This window comes from Azotobacter armeniacus (assembly GCF_054779355.1).
On record NZ_BAAGYK010000116.1, the window covers coordinates 143,135 to 167,377 of the forward strand.

Sequence of the window (24,243 nt, forward strand, 5' to 3'; positions counted from 1 at the left end):
TCTAGAGCATCCCCTCGACCGTCATCCGCAGACCCGGCTTGTGGTGAATGGCTTGCTGAAGCAGAACTTTTTCCAGCTTCGACCAGCGTTCGTCAGTGAGCATCGATCGGGGCATTGCCAGTCTGCGGAGGGATCGGTGTGGGAACCTTGATTTTGCAGGTTTCCCCGTCCTCATCGCCCCCTCTGGCTCGAAACGTCAATCCCTAGAGCAGGTCGAACTGCGAGTTCCCGGCCGCCACCGGTGGTGGCAAAGGTGGCAATCCCGGCAGGCGCGCAGTCAGCTGCTCATGAAAGCGCCGCGCCAGCTCGGGCGCCAGCAGGTTGTCCGGGGTATGCAGGAAGACGTAGGGGTGCCGCCCCTCCTCGATCCAGGCGGCGACCTTGTCCAGCCAGGGCACCATAAAGGGATCGTTGGCAGTGAGCTCGGGACGACCGATGAAGCGCACCTGCGGGAATGCGGTGAAGGCCGCCGGGCGCACCGGCAGGCGCGGCTTCCTAGCCTGGGCATGGAGGACCGCCGGCGTGTTGTCGCGGCAGCTGAACAGGGCACGGACATCCAGGCACAGGCGCTCGACGCCCCGGTCGCGCAGCAGGCGGTTCAGCGCGCGCTCCTCCTCGCCACGCTGGAAGAAGGCCGGATGGCGGACCTCCACCGCCAGCGGGCGTTCGAACCGGGCAAGAAAATCCGCCAGCTCGCCCAGCCGCGCAGGCCCGAAGCTGGCCGGCAATTGCAGCCAGAACGGCGTGACCCGCTCGCCCAGCGGCGCCAGCAGGTCGAGAAAGGCCCGGGTGGCCGACAGCTGCCGGCGCAGGTCGGCCGAATGGCTGATTTCCCGCGGCAACTTGGCGCAGAAGCGGAAGTCGTCCGGCATGCGCTGCACCCAGCGCTGCACGGTCACCGCTGCGGGCTGGGCGTAGAAGGTAGTGTTGCCCTCCACCGCGTTAAACACCCGGGCATAGAGGGCCAGGTAGTCCGTGGCCTGCGCCTGCTCCGGGTAGAGAGTGCCGCGCCAGGCCACCTCGCTCCAGGAGGGACAGCCAAGGCAATAGGGCAGCATCCGCGAACCTACCGGGCGCTCTTGGGAGTGGCGACCTTGTCACGCAGGTAGACCGGCTGCGCCTGCTCGGCCGGCACGCCCTCGCCGCGCCGCCAAGCGAAGCCGGCCAGGGTCAGCAGATCCTGCGCATCGGGCAGCAGACCGGCGTCCCGGGCGGCGAGCGCGACCGGCATGCGCTCAGCGTAGGCCCAGCCGGTCCCGGCGCCGAACCAGTCGCCCGGCGCCGCGCGCGGCAGCTCGACCTGTTCCGGCGGCAGCACCGCCTCGGCGCCGACCAGGCGCATCTCGCCCGCCTCCAGGCAATAGCAGCCCCAGTAGACCTCATCCATGCGTGCATCGATAGCCGCCGCCACCTGACCGACGCCCTGCTCGCGGTGGGCGCGCTGGGCCAGCAGCGCCAGGTTGGAGACCGGCAGCACCGGTCGCTGCAGGGCGAAGGCCAGCCCCTGCACCACGCCGACGGCAATGCGCACCCCGGTGAAGGCCCCCGGGCCACGGCCGAAGGCGATAGCGTCGATGGCCGAGAGGGCGATGCCCGCCTCGCCCAGCAGGCCCTGCACCATGGGCAGCACGCGCTGTGCGTGCAGGCGCGGAATCACCTCATGATGGCCGAATACACGACCTTCGTGCAGGAGAGCGACGGAACAGGCTTCGGTGGCGGTATCCAGGGCCAGCAGAGTGGTCATCGGGTCATCCGGGCGGAAGAAATAAGGGCGGGCATTATAAACGCCCAGCGGACCGGAAGCCGAAAAGCAGACGGCCCGCGCAAGGCGCGGCCGTCGGTTGCAGGCGGGGCGGATCAGGCCAGGGCTGCCTGGACGCGGGCGGTGATCTCGCTCACCGAACCGACACCTTCGACACGGCTGTAGCGGGGCGTGCCGGTGGCTGCAGCGAGCCTCTGGTAGAAGTCGACCAGCGGCTTGGTCTGCGAATGGTAGAGGGCCAGACGGTGACGCACGGTCGCCTCCTTGTCATCCTCGCGCTGGATCAGGTCCTCGCCGGTCTCATCGTCCTTGCCGGGCACCTTCGGCGGGTTGTGCAGGTCGTGGTAGACGCGCCCCGAAGCCGGATGGACGCGACGACCGGACATGCGCGAGACGATTTCCTCGTCGTCCACGGCGATTTCCAGCACATGGTCGATGGTCACACCAGCGTCGCGCAGGGCTTCGGCCTGGGGGATGGTGCGCGGAAAGCCGTCGAAGAGGAAACCCTGGGCGCAGTCAGGCTGGGCAATGCGCTCGCGGATCAGCTCGATGATGATGTCATCGGAAACCAGACCGCCGCTGTCCATCACTCCCTTCACCTTGCGCCCCAGCGGGCTGCCGGCCTTGACCGCGGCACGCAGCATGTCGCCGGTGGAGATCTGCGGAACACCGAACTTCTCGGTAATGAAGTGGGCCTGGGTGCCTTTGCCGGCACCTGGCGCCCCCAGCAGGATCATGCGCATCGATGTAGCTCCTTGAGTGATTATTAAAATTTTTTGAATTGTCTCGGGATCGATCATCTGAACAACAAATTTGGAGCCATCGGGCAACCAAAAGGGTGCACAAGATACACAGCCAACCCAGGGTGCACAAGTCGACCAAAGCCGTAGAGAAACTGGTGCAAACGGCAGAAACTCTCGGCGAAAAACGCAGACGCCCGGCCTGCCAGACCGCCTCGACGCTGGTGCCGGCGCCACCAGCCGTTCATCAGCCAGTATTGCGCAAACCGGCGGCAATGCCCGCCACGCTGACCAGCAATGCCTGCTCCTCGGGGCTGCCGGCCTGCTCCTGACGCTGCCGGTAGCGCGCCAGCAGTTCGACCTGCAGCAGATGCAATGGGTCCAGATAAGTATTGCGCACGCTGAAGGCGGCGCGAACCTCCGGATTATGGCCGAGCAGGCGCTCCTGCCCCGTCAGCTCGAGGACGGCGTCGCAGGCTTGCGACAATAGGCCGCGCAGCTGCTGGCCGAGTCCGCGCAGGTGCGGCTCGACCAGCCGCTCGTCGTAAAGCCAGGCGATAGCTGCGTCGGATTTGGCCAGGACCATCTCCAGCATGTCGATGCGCGTGCCGAAGAACGGCCAGTGCTGGCGCATCCGCTCGAGCAGCTCGCCCTCGTCGCGCTCCAGGGCATTGCCCAGGGCCGTCTCCCAGCCCAGCCAGGCCGGCAGCATCAGCCGCGTCTGGGTCCAGGCGAAGATCCAGGGAATCGCCCGCAGGCTCTCCACCCCGCCGGCTCGCCGCTTGGCCGGACGACTGCCCAGCGGCAGGCGGCCTAGCTCCTGCTCCGGGGTGGCCTGGCGGAAATACTCGACGAACTGCGGATGCTCGCGCACCACGTCGCGATAGGCAGCCAGGCCATCGGCGGCCAGGCGGTCCATCAGCTCCCGCCAGGCCGGCTCCGGTGTCGGCGGCGGCATCAGGGTAGCTTCGAGGACAGCCGCGAGGTAGAGATTGAGGTTTTGCACGGCGATGTCCGGCAGGCCGAACTTGAAGCGGATCATCTCGCCCTGCTCTGTGGTGCGGAAGCGCCCGGCCACCGAGCCCGGCGGCTGCGAGAGAATCGCCGCATGGGCCGGACCGCCACCGCGGCCGACGGTACCGCCGCGGCCGTGGAATAGCAGCAGCCCGACGCCCTGCCGCCGGCAGACCTCCACCAAACCTTCCTGGGCGCGGTACTGTGCCCAGGCGGCGGCCGTGGTGCCGCCGTCCTTGGCCGAGTCGGAATAGCCGATCATCACCTCCTGCGGGCCGTGCAGACGGGCGCGGTAGCCCGGTAGAAGCAGCAGCCGCTCCACCACCGGCGCGGCGTTGTCCAGATCGGCCAGGGTCTCGAACAGCGGCACCACGCGCATCGGTCGCTGCAGGCCGCACTCCTTGAGCAGCAGTTGCACGGCCAGCACGTCGGAAGGCGCGCCGGCCATGGAGATGACATAGGAGCCCAGCGAGGCCGCCGGTGCCATCGCCACCTCGCGGCAGGTGGCGAGGACCTCGGCGGTCTCGCCCGAGGCGGGGAAATGCACCGGCAGCAGCGGCCGGCGATTGTCCAGCTCGCGCACCAGGAAGGCGGTGCGGGTTTCCTCGTCCCAGTCGGAGTAACAGCCGAGCCTCAGGTATTCGGTGATCTCGCTGAGCGCCGCGGCATGCCGGGCGGCGTCCTGACGGATGTCCAGACGCACCAGGAACAGGCCGAAGGTGGCCGCCCGGCGCAGGCAGTCGAGCAGCGGACCGTCGGCGATCAGTCCCATGCCGCAGGCATGCAGCGAGCGGTAGCAGAGCTCCAGCGGCTGCAGGAGCTCGTGGTTGTTCTGCAGTACCGCCGGCGGCTGTGCAGGCTCGCCGTGCAGGGCCGCCGCCGTCCAGTCGCGAGTGGCGAGCAGGCGTTCGCGAAGCTGCTTGAGCAGGGCCCGGTAGGGCTCGTCGACCTCGCCGACCCGGGCACGCAGCTCTCTGCTCGCCTCCTGCATGGACAGCTCGGCGGCCAGCTGGTCGATGTCGCACAGGTAGAGGTCGGCAGCCGCCCAGCGCGCCAGCAGCAGCACCTCGCGGGTAACCGCTGCGGTGACGTTGGGGTTGCCGTCGCGATCGCCACCCATCCAGGACGAGAAGCGGATCGGCGCCGCTTCCAGCGGCAGATGCAGCCCGGTGGCCTGATGTAGCGTCCGGTCGACGCTGCGCAGGAAGGCCGGCACGGCCTGCCAGAGGGAATGCTCGATCACCGAGAAGCCCCATTTGGCTTCATCCACCGGGGTCGGCCGGCTACGGCGGATTTCGTCGGTGTGCCAAGCCTCGGCGATCCGCCGGCGCAGGCGGTCACGCACTTCTTCGCGCTCGGCCGGCAGCAGGTCGCTATGGTCCAGCACAGCGAGCTCGCCGGCGATTGCCTCGTACTTGCGGATCAGGGTACGGCGCGTCACCTCGGTGGGATGGGCGGTGAGGACCAGATCGATGTCCAGCCGCCCGAGCTGACGGGCCAGTGCGTCGGCAGCATGCCCGCCGGCAAGTAGCCGGCCGAGCAGCTCGGGCAGGGCGCGCACCGCGAAGGGCAGCGGCTCGTCGGAGCCTCGGCGGCGGATCTCGTGATACTGCTCGGCGATGTTGGCCAGGTTGAGGAACTGGCTGAAGGCCCGCGCCACCGGCAGCAGCTCGTCCTCCTGCAGCTCGCCCAGGGTGCGGGTCAACTGCTCGGCGCCCTCCTCCGAGCCGAGGCGGCCCGTCTTGGCCCCCAGGCGGATGCGCTCGATCTTGTCGAAGAAGACCTCGCCGCACTGGGCGTGGATGTATTCACCGAGCAGTTCGCCGAGCAGGCGGACCTCCTCGCGCAGACGGGCGTCGATTTCTTCCATCGCAACCTCCAGCAGCATATCGGGAACATGAAGCCAACCGGACCACCGGTGGCCTTTCCGTTGTGCCGGATCGCTTGCCGGTTAGAGTGCCCAGCATGTCGATTTCTGACAAGGGGCGGCGCTCCTGAGCTAGGCTGAAGTCATATCAAGCACGACCCGCCACGGCCCAGTCGGTCGTCCGGCAGCCCATGCAGCAGGATGAGGTGCCCCATGAAGATCCATGAATTGATCCAGCATTGGGAGCGCAGCGCCAAAGGTCGTCTGACGCCCACCAGCTACCAGATCCGTCTCGATCTGGAATCCGCCGCACGACTCGCCGCACTGGCCGAGATGTATCCCAGACGCAGCGGCGAGGAGCTGCTCGGCGAACTGATCGGCGCGGCCCTCGAGGAGTTGGAGACTAGCATGCCCTATGTGAAGGGCAGCCAGATCGTCGCCACCGACGAGCAGGGCGACCCGCTCTACGAAGACATCGGCCCGACGCCGCGCTTTCTCGCCCTGTCGCGCCGTTACCTGCAGACGATGGTCGCCCAGGTCGAAGGCTCCAGCCATTGAGGATCAAGCATCCAGCAAGCGCCGATAGAGAGCGGCCATGTCCGCCGAGAAGGCCACCAGCAGCGCCTGGCGCAAGGAGCTGCCGGCCGGTCGCGGGCGGCGCAGCTCGGTCAGGGCGATGGCTGCCGCCTGCTCTGCCGGGTAGCCGTAGATGCCGCAGCTGATCGCCGGGAAGGCGATGCTCGCCAGCCCGTGCTGCTCGGCCAGGGCCAGGCTGTTGCGGTAGCAGGCGGCGAGCAGCTCCGCCTCGCCCTGGCCGCCGCCCTGCCAGACCGGGCCGACCGTGTGGATCACGTAGCGTGCCGGCAGGCGGAAACCCGGGGTCAGACGCGCCTCGCCGGTCGGACAGCCGCCCAGCCGGCGACAGGCGGCGAGTAGCTCGGGTCCGGCGGCGCGATGAATGGCACCGTCCACCCCGCCGCCACCGAGCAGGCTGGAATTGGCGGCGTTGACCAGCGCATCCACTGCCAGACAGGTCAGGTCGCCCTGCCAGAGCTCGATCTTCATCGTTCGACCTGCGGGGCTTCCTGGCCAAGGCAGCGCACCGCTTGCCTGCGCCGGTCCACCAGCACCCCGGTGAGGCCCTTCTGTTCGGTGTCGAACAGCACCAGCACGCCGTCGATGCACTGCGCCACCTGGCTGGCCGGCTTCAGGGAAAGCCGGTAATCCTCGCCGGGGATCGTCTTGAGCATGGTGAACTCCGCCAGCAGCAGGGCGTCTTCCGGCCTGGCCACATGCACATAGCCGTAGTAGCCGAGCACCAGCACCGTGGCGACGACACTGCCGACGGCAGTGAGGATCAGGTGGACGGGATTGGTCGCGCTCATTGGGAAATCTCATCGAGGGAGGGTTCGGCCGGCCCGCTCGCACCCTGCGGGTCGGCGAGAAAGCGCAGCATCAGCGCGCGCCACGCCGGCTCGGCAAAGGTCTGCACATGCCCGCCGCGGGTCGGCTGGAAGAGCCGCGGCGGGGACGCTGCCTGATACAGGCGCAGGCCATTGGAAAGGGGCACCAGCGAGTCGTCGCGGCTATGGTAGATCAGCACGGGCAGGCCCTGCAGTTCCGGCATCGCCTCGACGGCGCTGCCGCCGTCCGGTACCAGCCAGGACAGCGGTACTTGCAACGGCCAGGTCAGCCAGGTGCTGGCCAGCATGTGCCGCGCCACCTCCCGGTAGCTGGCCGGCACACCGTCGAGCACCAGCGCCGCAACCTGGGCACGGCGCTGCGGCTGCTGCGCCAGAAAGTGCACCGCCAGGGCGCCGCCGAGGCTCTGGCCGAGTACGGCGAGCGGCTTGCCGCGCACCGCCGGCTCCCCTTCAAGCCAGGCGAAGGCCGCCTCCAGGTCGCCGTACACCTCCGGCAGAGCGGGCGAGCCCTCGGACAGGCCATAGCCACGATAATCCAGCATCAGCACCTGCCAGCCCTGCTCCGGCAGCCACCAGCTACCCCCCAGGTGCCAGGCCAGGTTGCCGCCGTTGCCATGCAGATGCAGCACCGTGCCCTGGACCTCCCGCCCCGCCCTGACCGGCAGCCACCAGGCATGCAGGTGCGTGCCGTCGGTCGCACGGAGTCGGACGTCACGGTAGTCCAGCCCGGCCGCTCGCGGCGTGAGGGGCTGGCCGGGCTCGGGATAGAACAGCAGGGAACTGCAGCCGGCGCCGGCTAGTGCCAGACCGAGCAGGATCAGCCGCAGCGCTCGCCTGGGGCGGGACATCAGTCACCACCACCGCGCACATCCTCGCGGGCCTTGACGGTCGCCTCGTAGATCCGCTCGGCCAACCGCGAGAACGGCAGGCTCTGCAGCCAGACGGTACCGGTACCTTTTAAGGTCGCCAGGAGAATACCCTCGCCGCCGAACAGCATGCTCTTCAACCCGCCGGCCAGTTGAATGTCGTAGTCGATCCCCTCGCTGAACCCCACCAGACAGCCGGTATCCAGGCGCAGGGTCTCGTTGTGCAGCTCTTTGCGGATCACCGCGCCACCGGCATGCACGAAGGCCAGGCCGTCGCCGGACAGCTTCTGCAGGATGAAGCCCTCGCCACCGAAGAAGCCGGCGCCGATGCGCTTGCTGAAGCTGATACCGATCTCGGTACCGCGGGCCGCGCAGAGAAAGCTGTCCTTCTGGCAGATCAACGTGCCGCCGATCCCGGCGAGATCCACCGGCACCACGGTCCCCGGATAGGGCGCGGCGAAGGCGACCCGCGCCTGCCTCTTGCCGTGGTTGGAGAAGTGCGTCATGAACAGCGACTCGCCGGTCAGCATGCGCTTGCCCATGCCCCACAGCTTGCCCAACACGCCGCTTGCCGAACCGTCGCCCATGCGGGTCTCGAAGCGCACGCCTTCGGTCATGTAGTTCATCGCACCAGCCTCGGCGACCACCGTTTCGCCGGGATCGAGGATGATCTCCACCGACTGGGCGTGAGAACCGAGAATTTCGTAGTCGAGCTGATGGCTGGGCATGGGCAATCCTTATCGAGACGGGAAGCCTGTAAGAATACCCCGTGGGCTTGCCTGCGCGCCGCACACCGCGCGCCTCACAGGATGTTCGCGTAGTCCGCCTCGATCCGTTCCATGCTGAGGTGGTTGAGAAAGTTGGAGAAGCACATCCAGGCCGACAGGGCATTGAGGTCGCGGAACTGCTCCGGCAGGTACTTCGGCGGCACTACCAGGCCCTGATCGACCAGTTGGCGCAGGGTGCGCATGTCCTCCAGGGTAGTCTTGCCGCAGAACAACAGCGGGATCTGCTCCAGCTTGCCCTTGCGCACTGCCAGCTGGATGTAGTTGTAGATCAGGATGAAGCCCCTGAGATAGGACAGATCCTTGGTGAAGGGCAAGCTGTCCGGCCGCGAGCCGCGGAACACGCGGCTGACATTGGTGTAGCTGTCCTCGTCGCTCAGCCCCTGGTCACGGAAGAACTCGAAGATATCCAGGAAGTTCGCCCCCTGCTCGGCCATGTGAATGGCCCGGGTGCGGTTGGTCAGCTTGCGCAGGCGACTCGGATAGGAGGCGAAGGCGATCACCTCCATCAGGATCGCCAGGCCCTCTTGGGTCACTGTGGAGGACGGCGGGCCCTTGGCCAGGAAGGTGCAGATCGGCTGGCTCAGCCCGTTGAGCGTGGTGGCCACGTGGACCAGCCCCTCGTGCACCTCCAGGGCACGCACGTCGCGTTCGTTGAACAGCGCGTCGCTGCGAATCTTGATGTAGTCGGCGCCGGCCGCGGCGTCGGCGACGATGCCGTCGGACTCGAACACGCGGACCGTTCCCTCATTGTCGCCGAACACCCGGTTCAGGCGCTCCTGGAGCATCTGCACGGCGGCGCTGGCGTTAAGGGTCTTGGGCTCGTCCTTGAGATCGCCGCGGCCGGCGATCTGGTTCAGATAGTCGGAGAGCATCAGGCCGAGATCGGCCAGGGTCGGGTCGCCGGCATGGAAAGCATCGGAGGCCGCGCCGTAGAGCTCCTCGGAAATCAGCCCAAAATCAGCGGTGCCGCGCGCCTCAAGCATGCGGATGACCATGCGGTACTCCTTGCACATGCGCCGCATGATTTGCCCGACCGGGCTGAACTGGCCGAGCAGGCGAGTGATGTCCCGCTCGATGCTCTGGAACTCCTGCTTCTTCGCCACCGAATCGAAGGACAGCGGGCGGCTCTCGTAGTAGGCCCGGTCCACCGGCGGCAGCTTGCGGCAATCGGCGGCGAAGAAGCGCTGGCGAACCTCGTCGTCCCATTTCACCGCATCCAGCACACGGATCGGCATCTGCGCCTCGACCAGCCGGTCGGAGAGGCTGCGGATGATCTGCTGGTAATCGTCTTGCTGCTTGCGTCTGCTCATCGAGCTCTCACTGGCCGACGCGCCGGTAGCGCGCCACATCGCTGAAAACGTCGGAATTGGCGGGGTCGTCCAGATAACCGAACACCCTGTCCAGCGAGCTGAGAACGCGAACCCCGAGCCCCTAGGCGGTGGCGATCGGCTTGCCGGCCGGCGCGCCCAGCTCCAGCGCCTGGCGGATCCGTGCCTGCTCCCGGCCATAAAGCACCAGCTCGCTCTGCGCGGTCAGCTCGAAGCCGAGGATGAGGAAACCGCCGCCGAGGGCGCCCGACAACCCGGCGGAAAGATACCAGCGCCGTCCACAGCGGGCCACGGTGAATTCTGCCTGCTGCGGACTTTGCGAATCGTCCATGCTCTCCAGGTACTGCCGGGCCCGGTAGCGGTCGGGACTGATCTGGCGAACCTTCAGCACGAGCTGCTCGCCCCCATTCGTTGCGCCGGCTCTACTCTCCGAGCAGCGGGATCGGCGCCGCCTCGCCGAGGGCGATCCGCTCGGCGAAACTCACCAGGCAGCCACCGAGCAGGAGGATCGGAAGATGCCAGGCTTTCATATCGCTTTCCTCCGAGAAGAAAGACTGCTCCCCGACGTTCGGTATCGGGGAGTGCCACTTTCAGAGCCCGAGCACCAGATACATATAACGACCGAGAATGGCCAGCATCTCTTCGTCATCCAGACGCCCCGGACCGTCGAGCAGGCCCTGGTACTCCATGCGCCCGATGATTCCGGTCAGCACGCTGGCATCCTGCTCCGGATGCTGCGAACCGAGCACCTGGAAGAACTGGATGGCACCCTGCTGGAGGATCCGCCGATGAGAGCAGGCCAGGTCGTGCAGACGCGGATTGATCAGCGCCTCCTGCTGGAAGGCCTGCTCGGCGACCAGCTCGTCCCGTCGGAAATGCAGTTGGTGACGCACATAGCCCACCGCCAGCCGGGCGATCTCCTCGGCCAGCTGGCGGCGCGACTCGGCGCTGCCGTCCAACTGGTCGACCTGCTCCAGCAGCAGCCCCTGGGTACGCTCCCAGAAGCCGGCCATATAGGCCGCGCTGCGCTCGACGGACAGCGCGAAGGTGTCCGTGAGCAGGTCGTCGATGTCCTTGAAGTAGTAGGTGGTCGCCGACAGCGGCACCCCGGCCTCGGCGGCTACCGCCCGGTGGCGCACGGCACGCACACCATCGCGAATGATGATGCGCATGGCAGCATCGAGAATCGCCTGGCGACGCTGCTCGCTGCCGCGCCGGCTGGTCTTGCGACCGTGATACTGGACACTGTGGGCGACAGCGCTGGCCACGCGGGCGGCACTGTCCAAGGAGAGCAACTGGGTCAAGACGGGCATCCTTTTCCAACTAAGACCTGTACCCCATTGTTAAGGCTTTCGACGCCGGAAGCAATCCATCGCGGCACGTTGATGCCATTTTGTGCAGCCCTGCCTAGGGTCTGTTGACGTTTTGGCGTAGGCCGCGACGGCGGCCCGTTTGGCGCAGAACAAGGAACGAGAGAGAGGTTTGGTCAGTCCAAATGAACGACGAGCGACGCCGTGCTGCGCCAAACGGGCCCCGTCCCTTCGGGTTGCGCGTCAAATGCCGCCATGCGGCGTTGCGGGTCTTGGCAAGGGAATGACCATTGCCGGCGACCCGCGCCTTGCCTGGCGGCATTTGACGCGGCAACGCGGCTCACGCCAAAACGTCAACAGACCCTAACGAGTCCGCTGGCAAAGCCCCGCTAACGAAAAAGCCCGCAGCAGGCTGCGAGCCTTTTCCGAGAAGCGGCTGGCACGGCGCCGGATCAGATCTCCGGGCGCATGTGCGGGAAGAGGATTACGTCGCGAATCGACGGCGAATCGGTCAGCAGCATCACCAGGCGGTCGATGCCGATGCCCTCGCCGGCGGTCGGCGGCATGCCGTACTCCAGGGCACGGACGAAATCAGCATCGAAGTGCATGGCCTCGTCGTCGCCGGCATCCTTGTCCCTGACCTGCTGCATGAAGCGCTCGGCCTGGTCCTCGGCGTCGTTCAGTTCAGAGTAGGCATTGGCGATCTCACGACCGCCGATGAACAACTCGAAGCGGTCGGTGACACTCGGGTCGTCGTCGCTGCGCCGCGCCAGAGGCGAGACCTCGAAGGGGTAGCGGGTGATGAAGGTTGGCTGCTCCAGCCGGTGCTCGACTAGCTCCTCGAAAATCATCGTCTGTAGCTTGCCCAGCCCCTCGAAACCTTTGACATCGGCACCAGCCTTCTTCGCGATGGCGCGGCACCTCTCGATGTCGCGCAGATCCCCGGCAGAGATTTCCGGGTTGTACTGGAGGATCGAGTCGAACACCGACAGGCGGGCAAACGGCTTGCCAAAGTGAAAAACCTTGCCCTGGTAGGGGACGTCGGTCGACCCCAGCACCAACTGCGCCAGCTCGCGGAACAGCTGCTCGGTTAGGTCCATGTTGTCTTCGTAGTCCGCGTAGGCCTGGTAGAACTCGAGCATGGTGAACTCGGGGTTGTGGCGGGTCGAGATGCCTTCGTTGCGGAAGTTGCGGTTGATCTCGAAGACCCGCTCGAAGCCGCCGACCACCAGGCGCTTGAGGTAGAGCTCGGGGGCGATGCGCAGGAACATCGGCAGGTCCAGCGCATTGTGATGGGTCTGGAAGGGCTTGGCCGCGGCACCGCCGGGGATGACCTGCAGCATTGGCGTTTCCACTTCGAGGAAGTCGCGCTCGGCGAGAAACCGGCGGATGCAGCCGATGATCTGCGAACGCACGCGGAAAGTGTGACGGGTTTCCTCGTTGACCATCAGGTCGACGTAGCGCTGGCGGTAGCGCTGCTCGGTGTCGGTAAGGCCGTGGTGCTTGTCCGGCAGCGGGCGCAGCGACTTGGTCAGGAGGCGCACGCTCTGCATGTGCACGTAGAGGTCGCCCTTGCCGGAGCGCGCCAGGGTGCCCTCGGCGGCGATGATGTCACCCAAGTCCCAGCCCTTGACGGCTTCCAGGGTCTCTGCCGGCAGGCCCTTGCGGTCGACGTAGACCTGGATGCGTCCGGTCATGTCCTGAATGACCATGAAGGCACCACGGTTGAGCATGATGCGCCCGGCGACCCTGACCGGGACCGCCGCCGCTTCCAGCTCCTCCTTGCCCGCCTCGGCGTAGCTCTTCTGCAGGTCGGCGCAGTAGCTGTCGCGGCGGAAGTCGTTGGGGAAGACGTTGCCCTTCGCGCGCTCGGCGGCAAGCTTTTCCTTGCGCAAGGCGATCAGCTTGTTTTCTTCCTCGTGAAGGGCATGCTGGTTCAGCGGTTGTTCGCTCATGGTCGTGTCATGTTCCTGGTGGGTTACATCTCCTTTCCCCGCCGGGGAGAGGGTTGGGGGAGAGGCGCTGCGCACCCTCTCTCCCCGCGCCCTCTCCCCTGCGGAAGAAGGAGTCGAAGGCCTCAGAGCCCCTGCTTGAGGCTGGCCTCGATGAAGTCGTCGAGGTCGCCGTCCAATACCGCGTCGCAGTTGCTGTTCTCGATGCCGGTGCGCAGATCCTTGATCCGCGACTGATCGAGCACGTAGGAGCGGATCTGGTGGCCCCAGCCGATGTCGGACTTGGAGTCCTCCAGGGCCTGGGCGGCGGCATTGCGCTTTTGCACCTCCAGCTCGTACAGCTTGGCGCGCAGCATCTTCATCGCCGTGTCCTTGTTGGCATGCTGGGAACGCTCGTTCTGGCAGCTCACCACGGTGTTGGTCGGCAGGTGGGTGATGCGCACCGCGGAGTCGGTGGTGTTCACGTGCTGACCGCCGGCGCCGGAGGAGCGGTAGGTGTCGATGCGCAGGTCGGCCGGGTTGATGTCGATCTCGATGTTGTCGTCGATTTCCGGCGAGGCGAACACCGCGGTGAACGAGGTATGCCGGCGGTTACCGGAGTCGAATGGGCTCTTGCGCACCAGCCGGTGCACACCGATCTCGGTGCGTAGCCAGCCGAAGGCGTATTCGCCCTTGACGTGCACGGTGGCGCCCTTGATGCCAGCAACCTCGCCTTCGGAAAGTTCCATGATGGTGGCATCGAAGCCATGCTTGTCGGCCCAGCGCAGATACATGCGCAACAGCATGTTGGCCCAGTCCTGAGCCTCGGTGCCGCCGGAACCGGCCTGGATGTCGAGGTAGGCGTTATTGGCGTCCATCTCGCCACTGAACATGCGGCGGAACTCCAATTTTTCGAGAATCCTGCGCAGGCGCTCGACTTCGGCGGCGACGTCGTTCACCGCGCCTTCATCGTTCTCCTCGGCGGCCATGTCCAGCAGGTCGCGAGAGTCGGCCAGGCCACCGCTGAGCTCGTCCAGGGTTTCGACGATCTGCGCCAGCTGAGCACGCTCGCGGCCCAGGTTCTGCGCATATTCAGGGTTGTTCCAGACGTTCGGGTCTTCAAGCTCGCGCTCGACCTCGGTCAGACGATCACTCTTGTGATCGTAGTCAAAGATACCCCCGAATGGTCTGGGTACGTTCGGACAGGTCCTTGATGCTGTTGACGATTGGGTTGATTTCCATGGTGGGCAGCACTCGCGGTCGGACAGTACGAAAAGCCGATGAGTATAACGCAGCAGGCCGTGACTGACAGCCCGCTGCGTCCGCATCGCTGTGCCGCGCCCGTGCGACTCAGGCCGCTTTGGCCTGGGTTTCCAGCTCCGCCTTGAGTTGCGGGTCGAGCCTCAGCTGCCGGGCCAACTCGTCGAGGTAGGCACGCTCCATGAATTGCTCCTCATCGACCGCCAGAAGGCTCGCGAGGTAGATTTCCGCAGCCATTTCCGGCGTTTCGGCGGCCCTGGCCACATCGGCCGGGTCCAGCGGCTTGTTCAACTCGGCTTGCAGCCAGCGTTGCAGCTCGACATCCTCCGTGACCTTCGCCAGTTCGGTTTCGATCAGCTGGCGCTCGTGCTCATCCACATGCCCGTCAGCCTTGGCCCCGGCAACCAGCGCCTTGAGCACCGCCTGACTGTGCTCTTCGACTTTCTCCGGCGGCAGGCGGTCCAGGGTTTGCGGCTCGTGCCGGGGGGCGCCGGCCTGCTGCGCCTGCCAATTGCTGAAGGCCTTGTAGGCCAGCACCCCAAGGGCAGCGAGACCACCGTAGGCCATGGCGTTGCCACCCGACCTGCCGACTCGTCGCTTGCCAAGCAGCAGGCCGAGAGCTCCTGCCACCAGCGCGCCCTTGCCTCCGCTCCCCATCAAGCCGCCCTGGGAACCGCCGCCGGCACCACCGAGGATATCGCCGAGCACACCACCGCCAGCCCCGCCCCCGCTGCCGGACATGGGTTGCCCCTGCTGGCGAAAGGCCTGGGCGGATCTGAGAAGTTGATCGAGCAATCCGCTGGTATTCATAGCGCAGCCTCCTTTGGATCGAAAAATGAGGCCGGCGGGTCAGTCAAGCTCGCCGGACTCGCGGAACGGCGTATCGCGATGCGCGGCCCGCACGTATTGCGCCGGCCAGGGCACCGTCTTATCGCCGAGAAAGTCCGCTGCATGCAGCGGCCAGTAGGGATCGCGCAGCAGCTCGCGGGCCAGCAGGATCACGTCGGCCTGCCCGGTGCGCAGAATGTGCTCGGCCTGCGCCGCCTCGGTGATCATGCCCACCGCACCGGTGGCGATGCCCGCCTCGCGGCGCACCTGTTCGGCGAAGCGGGTCTGGTAGCCCGGCCCGACGGGGATTTCCGCACTTGCTGCAGTGCCGCCGGAGGACACGTCGATCAGGTCGACGCCCAGCGCCTTCAGGCGCCGCGCCAGCTCCACCGTCTCCTCGGGGTTCCAGCCGTCCTCCACCCAGTCGGTGGCCGACAGGCGGACGAACAGCGGCAATGTCTGTGGCCACACCGCCCGCACCGCCTCGGTCATCTCGAGCAGCAGGCGGATGCGGTTGTCGAAGCTGCCGCCGTACTGATCGCGACGCTGGTTGGACAGCGGCGAAAGGAATTGATGCAGCAGATAGCCGTGGGCAGCATGCACCTCGGCGACCTTGAAGCCGGCGGCCAGGGCGCGCTCGGCGGCACGCACGAAGGCCTGGACAAGCTCGAGGATGCGCGCCTCGTCAAGCGCCTCGGGCACCGTGTGGCGGGGATCGAAGGGAATCGCCGAAGGGCCGACCGGAGTCCAACCGCCTTCCGCCGGCGGCACGCTACCGGGCCGACCCAACCAGGGCTGCCAGACGCTCGCCTTGCGCCCGGCATGGGCCAGTTGGACGCCGGCCAGCGAGCCCTGGGCCTCGATGAAGGCGGTGATGCGGCGCAACGGCTCGATCTGCTCGTCGCACCAGAGCCCGAGGTCCTGGGCGGAGATCCGCCCCTCGGCAGCGACCGCGGTGGCCTCGACGATCACCAGCCCGGCCCCACCCACCGCGCGGCTGCCCAAGTGCACCAGATGCCAGTCGTTGGCCAGCCCATCCCGGGCCGAGTACTGGCACATGGGCGACACCACAATGCGGTTGGGCAGGGTCAGCTGACGCAGGGTCAGGGGCTCGAACAGCAGACTCATGGCAACACACTCCCTTGGATCCTAACGAATGGTCGATACTTCAACTCTAGACGGGGGCCAAGCCTGCACCCCCGGGACACGCCCGGCAAGCTCCCGGGGCACGCTGCGACGCGCTCAACCGCGCGCCAGATGCCAGAGCCGGGCTATGTCCGCGGCGCGCTGACGCAGCAGGCTGGGTGCGTCGGCGAGGGCGGCGGCCAGGCTGATCGGCCCGGGTGCCAGGCTGAAGGCGGCATCGATCCCATGGCCGTAGAGACGCTCGTAGCCCTCGCCGAGCATGCCGGCCAGGGCGATGACCGGCACGCCGTGGCGCTTGGCGATGCTCGCCACGCCCATCGGCGTCTTGCCGTACAGGGTCTGCTCATCGAGCCGGCCCTCGCCGGTGATCACCAGGTCGGCGCCCGCGATAGCCTGCTCCAGACCGCTGACCTGCGCGACCAGCTCGATGCCGGGACGGAATGCCGCGGCAAGGAAAGTCCGCGCCGCGAAGCCGATGCCACCGGCCGCACCGCTGCCGGGGCAGTCCCGCGCGTCGCGGCCCAGCGCAGTCGCACAGAGGTCGGCGAAGTGGCCGAGGGCGGCGTCGAGCTGGTGCACCTGCTCCGGCGTAGCGCCCTTCTGCGGACCGAACACCCGCGAGGCACCGCGCGGCCCGCAGAGCGGATTGTCTACATCGCAGGCGACCTCGAAGGCCACTGTCGCCAGGCGCGGATCAAGGCCGGCCAGATCGATCTTGCGCAACTGCGCCAGAGCCGCCCCGCCGGGCGGCAGTGGCCTGCCCCCAGCGTCCTCGAGGCGCACGCCGAGGGCGCGCAGCATGCCACTGCCGCCGTCGTTGGTGGCGCTGCCGCCGAAGCCGAGAACGATATGCTCGGCGCCGGCCTCCAGCGCCGCGAGGATCAGCTCGCCGGTGCCGTAGGTGCAGCTGCGCAAAGCATCGCGACGGCTCGGCGGCACCAGGTGCAGGCCGCTGGCCGCGGCCATCTCGATCACCGCGCTGCGGCTCTCGGCGATCCACCCCCAATGCGCCTCCACCGGCTCGCCGAGCGGGCCACGCACGCGGGTCTCGCGGTGCTCGCCGCCGACCGCGGCGATCACTGCCGCCACCGTGCCTTCGCCGCCGTCGGCCATCGGCCGGCAGAGCAGCTCGGCCTGCGGCCAGACTTCGCCGAGCCCGGCGGCGATGGCCGCGGCCACCTCGGCGGCGGACAGGCTTTCCTTGAACGAATCGGGAGCGATGACGATTTTCATGGCGGACCTTCTTTCGGACGACGGGTTGCGGAAAGGCGCAAGCCTCATTCTGGCGCGCAATCGCCGGAGACGCGTCGACGGAACGACCAGGCCCGGCGCATCAGTCCTGTGCAAAGGCGCAAAGCCCTCGGCCCGGGTGCTCGCCCCACGGCAGCCGCTGCACGCCCGGATAGAGGGTCGGCATGCCGTCCTCGACTCCGCTCAGCGCGGCTCGATGTGCACCACCAGCAGTTGCACGCGCTCCTGCCCGCGGTACTCGTTGACGTCCAGCCGGTAGGCCAGCTCGACCCAACGCACCGTAGGGTTCGGCCATTGCTCGCGGTCGATGTTGAAGGCGATGGCGTCGAGCTGCAGCGCGCCGCACTCGCTGCGCACCACTAGTTTCAGATGACGCTCGCCGACCAGGCGCTGCTGGACGACCTGGAACATTCCGTGGAACAGCGGCTCGGGAAAATGCTGGCCCCAGGGGCCGGCCTGGCGCAGAGCGCGGGCCAGGTCGAGGTGGAACTCCTCGACGCCGAGCTGGCCGTCGGAGAGCAGTCGCCCGGTCAGGTCGTCGGCACAGAGCTGGCGGCGCACCTCGGCGTCGAAAGCCGCGGCGAAGGCACCGAGGCTTTCCTGCGACAGGGACAGTCCGGCGGCCATGGCGTGCCCGCCGAACTTGTCGATCAGCCCCGGATGGCGGGTCGCCACTGCGTCCAGCGCATCGCGGATGTGGAAGCCCGGCACCGAGCGCGCCGAGCCCTTGAGCAGGCCGTCGCCGGCATCGGCGAAGGCAATGGCAGGGCGGTGGTAGCGCTCCTTGAGGCGCGCGGCGAGGATGCCGATCACCCCCTGGTGCCAATCCGGCTCGAACAGGCAGAGCCCGAAGGGCAGCTCCTCGGCACGCAGCTCGCGGAGCCGGGCCAGCGCCTCGCGCTGCATGTCCTGCTCGATGGCCTTGCGGTCCTGGTTGAGCTGGTCGAGCTGCACCGCCATGTCGCGGGCCAGCACCTCGTCGTCGCAGAGCAGGCATTCGATGCCGAGGGACATGTCGTCCAGCCGCCCGGCGGCATTCAGCCGCGGCCCGAGGATGAAGCCGAGATCGGTGGCGGTGATCCGCCGCGGGTCGCGCCCGGCCACTTCGAGCAGCGCGCGCAGCCCCAGCCGCGCCCGCCCGGCGCGGATGCGCGCCAGCCCCTGGTGAACCAGGATGCGGTTGTTGGCGTCCAGCGGCACCACGTCGGCGACGCTGCCCAGGGCGACCAGATCGAGCAGCTCGGCCAGGTTCGGTTCGGCGGGCCCCTGCCCGGCCCGCCCCTCCCCCGCGAACCAGCCCAGTTCGCGCAGCCGGGCGCGCAACGCCAGCAGCACGTAGAAGATCACCCCGACCCCGGCCATTGCCTTGCTGAGAAAGTCGCAGTCCGGCTGGTTGGGATTGACGATGGCATCCGCGGCCGGCAGCTCGCGGCCTGGCAGGTGGTGGTCGGTGACCAGCACGCGGAGGCCGGCGGCCCTGGCCGCGGCCACGCCATCGAGGCTGGAGATGCCATTGTCCACCGTCACCAGGAGCTCCGGCCGGCGCTCCAGGGCCACGGCAACGATCTCGGGCGTCAGGCCGTAGCCGTACTCGAAACGGTTCGGCACCAGATAGTCGACATGCGCCGCGCCGAGCAGGCGCAGGCCGAGCACGCCGACTGTGCTGGCGGTGGCGCCGTCGGCATCGAAGTCGCCGACGAAGAGGATGCGCCGGCGCTCCCGCAGCGCCTCGACCAGCAGATCCACCGCCGCCTCGATGCCCTTGAGCTGGCAGTAGGGCAGCAGCCGCGCCAGCCCCTTGTCCAGCTCGGCGGCGGACTGCACGCCGCGGGCGGCGTAAAGGCGGGTCAATAGCGGCGGCAGGTCGCCCAGATCGGGCAGTCGTTCGGGCAGAGGGCGGGGTTCGATGCGCATGGTTGCTCTGTTGCAGGGATTCATGGCGTGGGAGCCGGCTTGCCGGCGACCTTCCAGGCACGGATCGCGAGCAGGCTCGCTCCTACAAAAGGCCGTCGGTCAGCTCAGCGCTCGCCGAGCAGCCACTCCAGGGGGACCTCGCGCTGGCCGCGCTCGTCGGTGACGAACAGCGTGCCATCGCTGATCATCACGCTCCAGCTGACCGAGCGCGGCAGGTCGCGGGCCAGCTCCTCCAGCGCCTCCTGCCCCACGGCCGCCACACTGAGGTTCCGCAGGTTGCGCACGCCGTCGAGCACCTTGCCCTGCCAAACCCGCAGGCTGCCGTAGGCCAGCAGGCTGACCCGCTCGGCGCGCCGCGAGCACCAGGTCAGGCGCTCGGCATCCGGCTGGCCGACCTCTATCCAGTGCAGCACCCGGTCGTCCAGGCTCTTCTGCCACAGCGCCGGCTCGTCGACGTCCGACAGGCCGCGGCCGAAGGCCAATTGCTCGTCGTACCAGAGGGCATAGGCGATCAGCCGCACGGCCAGGCGCTCCTCGGTCTCCGAGGGATGCCGGGCGACGGTGAAACGCAGGTTCTCGTAGACCCCACGATCGAGATCAGTGAGGTTGAGTTCGACTTTGTAGGGAGTGGCTTGCAAGGCCATTGGCAGGCGTCCGGTCCGATCCGAGGGGCGGCAAGTGTACCCCGAATCCGGACAGCGGACTGCAGCGTTCAGTCGGCGAAACACTCGACCCGGTCGCGGCCGCTTGCCTTGGCTCGGTACAACGCCTGGTCGCCCAGCGCCAGCAGGCGGGACAGGTCGTAGCCGGCCTGATCCGTGGAGGCGATGCCGATGCTGACGCTGACGCGCACCTCCGGCTCCAGCAGCAGCCCGCTGCAGGCGTGGCGGATGCGTTCGGCCACCTGCAACGCCACCGTCTCGTCGGCCGCGGGCAGCAGGCAGGCGAACTCCTCGCCACCGATGCGCCCGCAGACATCCTGCTGGCGGATACTCAGCACCAGCAGCCGGCCGAAGGCGACCAGCGCCGCATCGCCCATGGCATGGCCATGGGTGTCGTTCAGCCGCTTGAAATGATCGAGGTCGCAGAGCAGCAGAATCGCCGGCCGGGCCTCGGCGGCGCAGCGGGCCAGCAGGACTTCGCCGCTGTCGGTGAAGGCCCGGCGGTTGCCGATGTCGGTGAGCGGATCGCGATAGGCCGCGGCCCGATAGCGCTGCTCGGCGCGCTCGCAGACCATGGCATGGGTGACGAAGGCGATGCCGATGACGAACAGGAAGGTTTCCAACAACCGCCAGGTCAGGAAGCTGTCGCCTCCCCCACTCCACATCCGCTCGATGGCATGGCCACTGCCCACCAGCAGAAGAGCCGTGCAGAAAAGCGCATGCATCAGCAGCAGCACCACTGCCGGAGCGATGGCAACCTTCAGTTGCCGGCGCGCGCGCCACAGTTCCCATGCCGTCAGCGTGGTATAGACGATGGTGAGCAGGGTGCCTACCCTCACCCGCAATGACATCGAGCTCATGAAGTACGGGCACAGGCAGAGCAACCCCCACAGCAGCGCACCACCAACGATACCCGGCCACCAGAGCCGCCGGCCGACGAATATGCGCATGGCCGCCCAGCCCAGGCCGCTCGCCAGCTGCAGCAGGATATTGCCGAGCATGATGGACAGGGTGTCCAGCCCCAGGCCGCGCAGGCTGACCACCAGTGCGGCCAGCGCCGCCAGCAGGAGTGTGCCGGCCATGCAACCGAGGGTCGCCTCGTTCTCGCTGCGCCACCAGGCATGCAGCATCAGACCACCCAACAGGGTGAGCATGTAGATATCCAGCAGGAACAGAGTGGGCAGATGCAGGGGCATGGGCAGGCCCGGGGCCGAGAGGTGGAACTTTACGTGCACCGCGGGCGCGGCGCCAGAGCCTGGATGCCACGCCCGGACTGTTCCGCTGCGGCGCTGCGGGTTAGAGTCGCCGCCATCGCCAGCCCGACGGACCCCATGCCATGCCTAGCCCAGCCAAACCCCTTGCCGGCCTGAAGGTGATAGAACTCGGCAACCTGATCGCCGGCCCTTTTGCCGCGCGTATCTGCGCGGAGTTCGGCGCCGAGGTGATCAAGGTCGAATCACCCGACGGCGGTGATCCGCTGCGCAAGTGGCGCAAGCTCTACGAGGGCACCTCGCTGTGGTGGTTCGTCCAGGCGCGCAACAAGAAGTCGATCACCCTCAACCTCAAGCACCCGGACGGCCTGGCGATCCTCAGGCAGCTGCTGGCCGACGCGGACATCCTGATCGAAAACTTCCGCCCCGGCGTGCTGGAGAAGCTCGGCCTCGGCTGGGAGGTGCTGCATGCGCTCAATCCGCAGCTGGTGATGGTGCGCCTTTCCGGCTTCGGCCAGAGCGGGCCGCTGAAGGACCAGCCAGGCTTCGGCGCAGTCGGCGAGTCCATGGGCGGGCTGCGCTACATCACCGGTTTCGAGGATCGCCCACCGGTGCGCACCGGCATCTCCATCGGCGACTCCATCGCCGCGCTCTGGGGGGTCATCGGTGCGCTCATGGCGCTGCGCCATCGCGAAGTCGGCGGCGGCCGGGGCCAGGTGGTGGACGTGGCGCTCTACGAGGCAGTATTCGCCATGATGGAAAGCCTGGTGCCGGAGTTCGACGTGTTCGGCTTCATCCGCGAGCGCAGCGGCAACATCATGCCCGGCATCACCCCCTCCTCCATCCATACCTGCGCCGATGGACGCCACCTGCAGATCGGCGCCAATGGCGATGCGATCTTCCGACGCTTCATGCAGGCCATCGGCCGCGACGACCTGGCCGACGACCCAACGCTCGCCGACAATGCCGGCCGCGATGTGCGCCGCGATGAACTCTACGAGGTGATCGAGCGCTGGGCTGCGGCCCTGCCGGCGGACCAGGCGATGACGCTGCTCAATCGCGCCGAGGTGCCAGCCAGCCGCATCTATTCGGTGGAGGATATGTTCGCCGACCCGCAGTTCCTTGCCCGCGAGATGTTCCTAGCCGCTCGCCTGCCGGACGGACGGCCATTCAGGATGCCAGGCATAGTGCCCAAGCTGTCGGACACGCCTGGCTCGGCGGACTGGGTGGGTCCGGCGCTGGGCGAGCACACGGCCGAGCTGCTGAAAGCGCTCGGTTACAGTGCAGAGCGGATTGCCGCCCTGCGCGAAAACGGAGCGGTCTGAGGTCGGCGCAGCACTTTCTGTAGCCCCAAACTAAAGGCCCCGCGGTCTTCGCGGGGCCTTCAGTCGCTCGCCGGGCTCAGAACACGGCGCTCTGCCTAGTGCACTGCCCCCGCTCCAACGCCGCGATCACCTTGGGCGAGAGACGCCCTTCGAGGATGCGCAAGTCGCGATGGATGCCATCCACCACATCGATGAGTAACCACTTGTCCATCAATTGCACCGGACGGAGCAGGCGCTCGATCAGGATCTCGCCGGCTCCATTCTGCAGCGTCAGCAACCGACTTCCATCCGGACGAACCGCTCCCATGTCGATCTTGTAAGGCGCCAGCGCCTCGACCAGCAATGCACGCGTGCTCTCCATATCCAAACACCTCAGGTGATGAGAAGGCTGCTTACAGCCTGCAAATGACTTGCCAGCGTGCAAAAAGTTTCCGCCTGGCCTGTCACCCGGGCATCGGGCTGCTTCGTTCATGGGGAAGCAAGAGCAATCGAGGGGCAGCCATAACTGGCTATAGCCCTTTTCACCTGACTGGCTGTTGTGGCCGCAGTTGAAGCGGACTGCCAAGCTGAAAAGGAAGTCTGCACTCGGCAACCACAGGAGGTGTGCTCATGGAAGGGCGTCGAGGGCAAGCCTACGGGCAGGATCCGCGTGATCAAGTGCTGACGGCCAACGGCTCGATTTCCGAGGTAGCTGAGCGCTTTGCGGTGAGTAGGTCCTACGTGGCTCGGGCACGTGCCCGGCAGCGGCTTGGCCGGGTCAGTGCGGAGGTCAGGCAACCACGTGCCCCCTCGGCTCCTGGGGCTCGAAGGGGCGTTGGCCGAGCGGGTGGCGGCGGCGCCCGGCCAGACCCTGGCGCAGTTGTGCCAGTGGGGCGAGGCCGAGCATGGCGTGCGGGTGAGCCTGAGCACGCAGTGGAAGGCGTTGGCCCGGCTGGGGATCACCTTCAAAAAAAAATCGGTCCCTGCGGCTGAGCAGCAGCGCGCCGAGGTCGCGCAGGCGCGGGACAGGTGGATGGCCGAGCAAGCCCGGCTCGACGTGCGCCGCGTGATCTTTCTCGACGAAACCTGGACGAACACCAAGATGGACCCCAGCCGGGGGCGTGCGCCGCGCGGGCAGCGCTGCCTGGGACATGGGCCCCCATGGTCACTGGAAGACGACCACCTTCGTCTGTGAGCTGCGTAGCGAAGGCCTGGTCGCACCGCTGGTCCGCGATGGGCCGATCAACGGGCAGGCGCTGGCCCCCATCCTCGGCGCGGGCGATATCGTGGTGCAGGACAACCTCGGCTCGCACGAGGTGGCTGGAGTGCGGGAGGCCGTTGAGGCGCGGGAGGCCGAACTGCGCTATCTCCTATATGGACTCCCCCGCCTTACAGCCCCGACCTCAACCCGATCGGGCAGGTGTTCGCGAAGCTGAAGGCGCTGCTGCGCAAGACCGCCGCCCGCACGGTCGATGCCCTGTGGTCGGCTATCGGCATGCGGCTGGACCGATTCCTCCCGGCGAGTGCGAACGCTACTAAGCCTATCGAAAGTATTGTCATATTGAGAGACAATACCTCCATGAAATGCAAACGAAACTCCGATGGTCGGGCAATCGACCACCACGCCCTCCAGGTCA

General features: G+C 67.3%; 23 protein-coding genes and 2 pseudogenes. 4 read left to right on the forward strand and 21 right to left on the reverse strand.

Annotated features, from left to right (window positions below; translation table 11 throughout):
* Nucleotides 1–4 precede the first annotated feature (4 nt).
* The 5 genes and pseudogenes from ACYVD0_RS15900 to ppc form a co-directional block, all read right to left on the reverse strand.
* Nucleotides 5–115, reverse strand: a pseudogene (locus tag ACYVD0_RS15900) (IS5/IS1182 family transposase); the annotation flags it as partial.
* A gap of 88 nt (nucleotides 116–203) precedes the next feature.
* Complete coding sequence (locus ACYVD0_RS15905; RefSeq protein ID WP_460427707.1) at nucleotides 204–1,058, reverse strand: DUF72 domain-containing protein; 855 nt, start codon at nucleotides 1,056–1,058, stop codon at nucleotides 204–206.
* An 8-nt stretch (nucleotides 1,059–1,066) separates the two neighbouring features.
* Nucleotides 1,067–1,744, reverse strand: a complete 678-nt coding sequence (gene tsaB / locus ACYVD0_RS15910; RefSeq protein WP_460427708.1) for a tRNA threonylcarbamoyladenosine biosynthesis protein TsaB — start codon at nucleotides 1,742–1,744, stop codon at nucleotides 1,067–1,069.
* A gap of 113 nt (nucleotides 1,745–1,857) precedes the next feature.
* Nucleotides 1,858–2,505, reverse strand: a complete 648-nt coding sequence (adk, locus tag ACYVD0_RS15915) for a nucleoside monophosphate kinase (protein ID WP_460427709.1) — start codon at nucleotides 2,503–2,505, stop codon at nucleotides 1,858–1,860.
* 244 nt (nucleotides 2,506–2,749) lie between these two features.
* On the reverse strand, nucleotides 2,750–5,386 hold the full coding sequence (gene ppc, locus ACYVD0_RS15920; protein ID WP_460427710.1) for a phosphoenolpyruvate carboxylase: 2,637 nt from the start codon (nucleotides 5,384–5,386) through the stop codon (nucleotides 2,750–2,752).
* Between the two features lie 210 nt (nucleotides 5,387–5,596).
* Here ppc and ACYVD0_RS15925 point away from each other — a divergent pair, with 210 nt between their 5' ends.
* Nucleotides 5,597–5,941: a pilin assembly protein gene (locus ACYVD0_RS15925; RefSeq protein ID WP_460427711.1), complete on the forward strand. Its 345-nt coding sequence runs from the start codon at nucleotides 5,597–5,599 to the stop codon at nucleotides 5,939–5,941.
* Nucleotides 5,942–5,944: 3 nt separating this feature from the next.
* On the opposite strand, the gene ACYVD0_RS15930 is transcribed toward ACYVD0_RS15925, so the two are convergent.
* From ACYVD0_RS15930 to ACYVD0_RS16000, 15 genes are all read right to left on the reverse strand, one after another.
* A complete protein-coding gene (locus ACYVD0_RS15930) occupies nucleotides 5,945–6,448 on the reverse strand; it encodes a macro domain-containing protein (RefSeq protein WP_460427712.1) in 504 nt (167 codons plus the stop codon).
* The gene (locus ACYVD0_RS15935; protein WP_460427713.1) at nucleotides 6,445–6,768 is read right to left on the reverse strand and encodes a hypothetical protein; all 324 of its coding nucleotides are present in this window, start codon (nucleotides 6,766–6,768) and stop codon (nucleotides 6,445–6,447) included. The genes ACYVD0_RS15930 and ACYVD0_RS15935 overlap by 4 nt, the downstream gene beginning before the upstream one ends.
* Nucleotides 6,765–7,655, reverse strand: coding sequence for an alpha/beta hydrolase (locus tag ACYVD0_RS15940; protein ID WP_460427714.1), 891 nt, complete (start codon nucleotides 7,653–7,655; stop codon nucleotides 6,765–6,767). The genes ACYVD0_RS15935 and ACYVD0_RS15940 overlap by 4 nt, the downstream gene beginning before the upstream one ends.
* Nucleotides 7,655–8,401 carry an AIM24 family protein gene (locus ACYVD0_RS15945; RefSeq protein WP_460427715.1) on the reverse strand — a complete coding sequence of 249 codons (747 nt, stop codon included), beginning with the start codon at nucleotides 8,399–8,401 and terminating at the stop codon, nucleotides 7,655–7,657. Before ACYVD0_RS15945 ends, ACYVD0_RS15940 begins: the two co-directional genes overlap by 1 nt.
* Before the next feature lie 74 nt (nucleotides 8,402–8,475).
* Entirely contained in the window at nucleotides 8,476–9,771 is a 1,296-nt protein-coding gene (locus tag ACYVD0_RS15950; RefSeq protein WP_460427716.1) for a flavohemoglobin expression-modulating QEGLA motif protein, read from the reverse strand.
* Nucleotides 9,772–9,892: 121 nt separating this feature from the next.
* Nucleotides 9,893–10,180: a hypothetical protein gene (locus ACYVD0_RS15955; protein WP_460427717.1), complete on the reverse strand. Its 288-nt coding sequence runs from the start codon at nucleotides 10,178–10,180 to the stop codon at nucleotides 9,893–9,895.
* Between the two features lie 199 nt (nucleotides 10,181–10,379).
* Nucleotides 10,380–11,093, reverse strand: coding sequence for a TetR/AcrR family transcriptional regulator (locus ACYVD0_RS15960; RefSeq protein ID WP_460427718.1), 714 nt, complete (start codon nucleotides 11,091–11,093; stop codon nucleotides 10,380–10,382).
* 458 nt (nucleotides 11,094–11,551) lie between these two features.
* Nucleotides 11,552–13,054 (reverse strand): lysine--tRNA ligase, encoded by a 1,503-nt coding sequence (gene lysS / locus ACYVD0_RS15965; RefSeq protein ID WP_460427719.1) that lies wholly within the window; start codon nucleotides 13,052–13,054, stop codon nucleotides 11,552–11,554.
* A 122-nt stretch (nucleotides 13,055–13,176) separates the two neighbouring features.
* Nucleotides 13,177–14,272, reverse strand: a protein-coding gene (gene prfB, locus ACYVD0_RS15970; RefSeq protein WP_460427720.1) for a peptide chain release factor 2 whose coding sequence is annotated in 2 segments (ribosomal slippage) — nucleotides 13,177–14,199 and nucleotides 14,201–14,272 — 1,095 coding nt in all. Because the reading frame shifts where the segments join, the coding sequence is not laid out codon by codon here.
* Between the two features lie 108 nt (nucleotides 14,273–14,380).
* Nucleotides 14,381–15,100, reverse strand: coding sequence for a tellurite resistance TerB family protein (locus tag ACYVD0_RS15975; RefSeq protein ID WP_460427721.1), 720 nt, complete (start codon nucleotides 15,098–15,100; stop codon nucleotides 14,381–14,383).
* A gap of 39 nt (nucleotides 15,101–15,139) precedes the next feature.
* Nucleotides 15,140–16,246, reverse strand: a complete 1,107-nt coding sequence (locus ACYVD0_RS15980) for an NADH:flavin oxidoreductase/NADH oxidase (RefSeq protein WP_460427722.1) — start codon at nucleotides 16,244–16,246, stop codon at nucleotides 15,140–15,142.
* Nucleotides 16,247–16,360: 114 nt separating this feature from the next.
* Nucleotides 16,361–17,497: a glycerate kinase gene (locus ACYVD0_RS15985; RefSeq protein WP_460427723.1), complete on the reverse strand. Its 1,137-nt coding sequence runs from the start codon at nucleotides 17,495–17,497 to the stop codon at nucleotides 16,361–16,363.
* A gap of 201 nt (nucleotides 17,498–17,698) precedes the next feature.
* The gene (gene recJ, locus ACYVD0_RS15990; RefSeq protein WP_460427724.1) at nucleotides 17,699–19,429 is read right to left on the reverse strand and encodes a single-stranded-DNA-specific exonuclease RecJ; all 1,731 of its coding nucleotides are present in this window, start codon (nucleotides 19,427–19,429) and stop codon (nucleotides 17,699–17,701) included.
* 104 nt (nucleotides 19,430–19,533) lie between these two features.
* Nucleotides 19,534–20,073 (reverse strand): YaeQ family protein, encoded by a 540-nt coding sequence (locus ACYVD0_RS15995; protein ID WP_460427725.1) that lies wholly within the window; start codon nucleotides 20,071–20,073, stop codon nucleotides 19,534–19,536.
* A 68-nt stretch (nucleotides 20,074–20,141) separates the two neighbouring features.
* Nucleotides 20,142–21,287, reverse strand: coding sequence for a GGDEF domain-containing protein (locus tag ACYVD0_RS16000; protein ID WP_460427726.1), 1,146 nt, complete (start codon nucleotides 21,285–21,287; stop codon nucleotides 20,142–20,144).
* A 140-nt stretch (nucleotides 21,288–21,427) separates the two neighbouring features.
* Here ACYVD0_RS16000 and ACYVD0_RS16005 point away from each other — a divergent pair, with 140 nt between their 5' ends.
* The gene (locus ACYVD0_RS16005; protein ID WP_460427727.1) at nucleotides 21,428–22,627 is read left to right on the forward strand and encodes a CaiB/BaiF CoA transferase family protein; all 1,200 of its coding nucleotides are present in this window, start codon (nucleotides 21,428–21,430) and stop codon (nucleotides 22,625–22,627) included.
* Nucleotides 22,628–22,703: 76 nt separating this feature from the next.
* On the opposite strand, the gene ACYVD0_RS16010 is transcribed toward ACYVD0_RS16005, so the two are convergent.
* Complete coding sequence (locus ACYVD0_RS16010; RefSeq protein ID WP_460427728.1) at nucleotides 22,704–22,988, reverse strand: DUF3509 domain-containing protein; 285 nt, start codon at nucleotides 22,986–22,988, stop codon at nucleotides 22,704–22,706.
* 420 nt (nucleotides 22,989–23,408) lie between these two features.
* On the opposite strand from ACYVD0_RS16010, the gene ACYVD0_RS16015 reads away from it, so the two are divergent.
* Together ACYVD0_RS16015 and ACYVD0_RS16020 are read left to right on the forward strand one after the other, a co-directional pair.
* Nucleotides 23,409–23,801 (forward strand): transposase, encoded by a 393-nt coding sequence (locus ACYVD0_RS16015; protein WP_460427729.1) that lies wholly within the window; start codon nucleotides 23,409–23,411, stop codon nucleotides 23,799–23,801.
* 225 nt (nucleotides 23,802–24,026) lie between these two features.
* A pseudogene (locus ACYVD0_RS16020) lies at nucleotides 24,027–24,243 on the forward strand (hypothetical protein); the annotation flags it as partial.

Bases quoted from the DNA above. Each gene is read 5' to 3' on its own strand.
- ACYVD0_RS15905 (WP_460427707.1), bottom strand. From the start codon at position 1,058: ATGCTGCCCTATTGCCTTGGCTGTCCCTCCTGGAGCGAGGTGGCCTGG.
- tsaB (WP_460427708.1), bottom strand. From the start codon at position 1,744: ATGACCACTCTGCTGGCCCTGGATACCGCCACCGAAGCCTGTTCCGTC.
- adk (WP_460427709.1), bottom strand. From the start codon at position 2,505: ATGCGCATGATCCTGCTGGGGGCGCCAGGTGCCGGCAAAGGCACCCAG.
- ppc (WP_460427710.1), bottom strand. From the start codon at position 5,386: ATGGAAGAAATCGACGCCCGTCTGCGCGAGGAGGTCCGCCTGCTCGGC.
- ACYVD0_RS15925 (WP_460427711.1), top strand. From the start codon at position 5,597: ATGAAGATCCATGAATTGATCCAGCATTGGGAGCGCAGCGCCAAAGGT.
- ACYVD0_RS15930 (WP_460427712.1), bottom strand. From the start codon at position 6,448: ATGAAGATCGAGCTCTGGCAGGGCGACCTGACCTGTCTGGCAGTGGAT.
- ACYVD0_RS15935 (WP_460427713.1), bottom strand. From the start codon at position 6,768: ATGAGCGCGACCAATCCCGTCCACCTGATCCTCACTGCCGTCGGCAGT.
- ACYVD0_RS15940 (WP_460427714.1), bottom strand. From the start codon at position 7,655: ATGTCCCGCCCCAGGCGAGCGCTGCGGCTGATCCTGCTCGGTCTGGCA.
- ACYVD0_RS15945 (WP_460427715.1), bottom strand. From the start codon at position 8,401: ATGCCCAGCCATCAGCTCGACTACGAAATTCTCGGTTCTCACGCCCAG.
- ACYVD0_RS15950 (WP_460427716.1), bottom strand. From the start codon at position 9,771: ATGAGCAGACGCAAGCAGCAAGACGATTACCAGCAGATCATCCGCAGC.
- lysS (WP_460427719.1), bottom strand. From the start codon at position 13,054: ATGAGCGAACAACCGCTGAACCAGCATGCCCTTCACGAGGAAGAAAAC.
- ACYVD0_RS15975 (WP_460427721.1), bottom strand. From the start codon at position 15,100: ATGAATACCAGCGGATTGCTCGATCAACTTCTCAGATCCGCCCAGGCC.
- ACYVD0_RS15980 (WP_460427722.1), bottom strand. From the start codon at position 16,246: ATGAGTCTGCTGTTCGAGCCCCTGACCCTGCGTCAGCTGACCCTGCCC.
- ACYVD0_RS15985 (WP_460427723.1), bottom strand. From the start codon at position 17,497: ATGAAAATCGTCATCGCTCCCGATTCGTTCAAGGAAAGCCTGTCCGCC.
- recJ (WP_460427724.1), bottom strand. From the start codon at position 19,429: ATGCGCATCGAACCCCGCCCTCTGCCCGAACGACTGCCCGATCTGGGC.
- ACYVD0_RS15995 (WP_460427725.1), bottom strand. From the start codon at position 20,073: ATGGCCTTGCAAGCCACTCCCTACAAAGTCGAACTCAACCTCACTGAT.
- ACYVD0_RS16000 (WP_460427726.1), bottom strand. From the start codon at position 21,287: ATGCCCCTGCATCTGCCCACTCTGTTCCTGCTGGATATCTACATGCTC.
- ACYVD0_RS16005 (WP_460427727.1), top strand. From the start codon at position 21,428: ATGCCTAGCCCAGCCAAACCCCTTGCCGGCCTGAAGGTGATAGAACTC.
- ACYVD0_RS16010 (WP_460427728.1), bottom strand. From the start codon at position 22,988: ATGGAGAGCACGCGTGCATTGCTGGTCGAGGCGCTGGCGCCTTACAAG.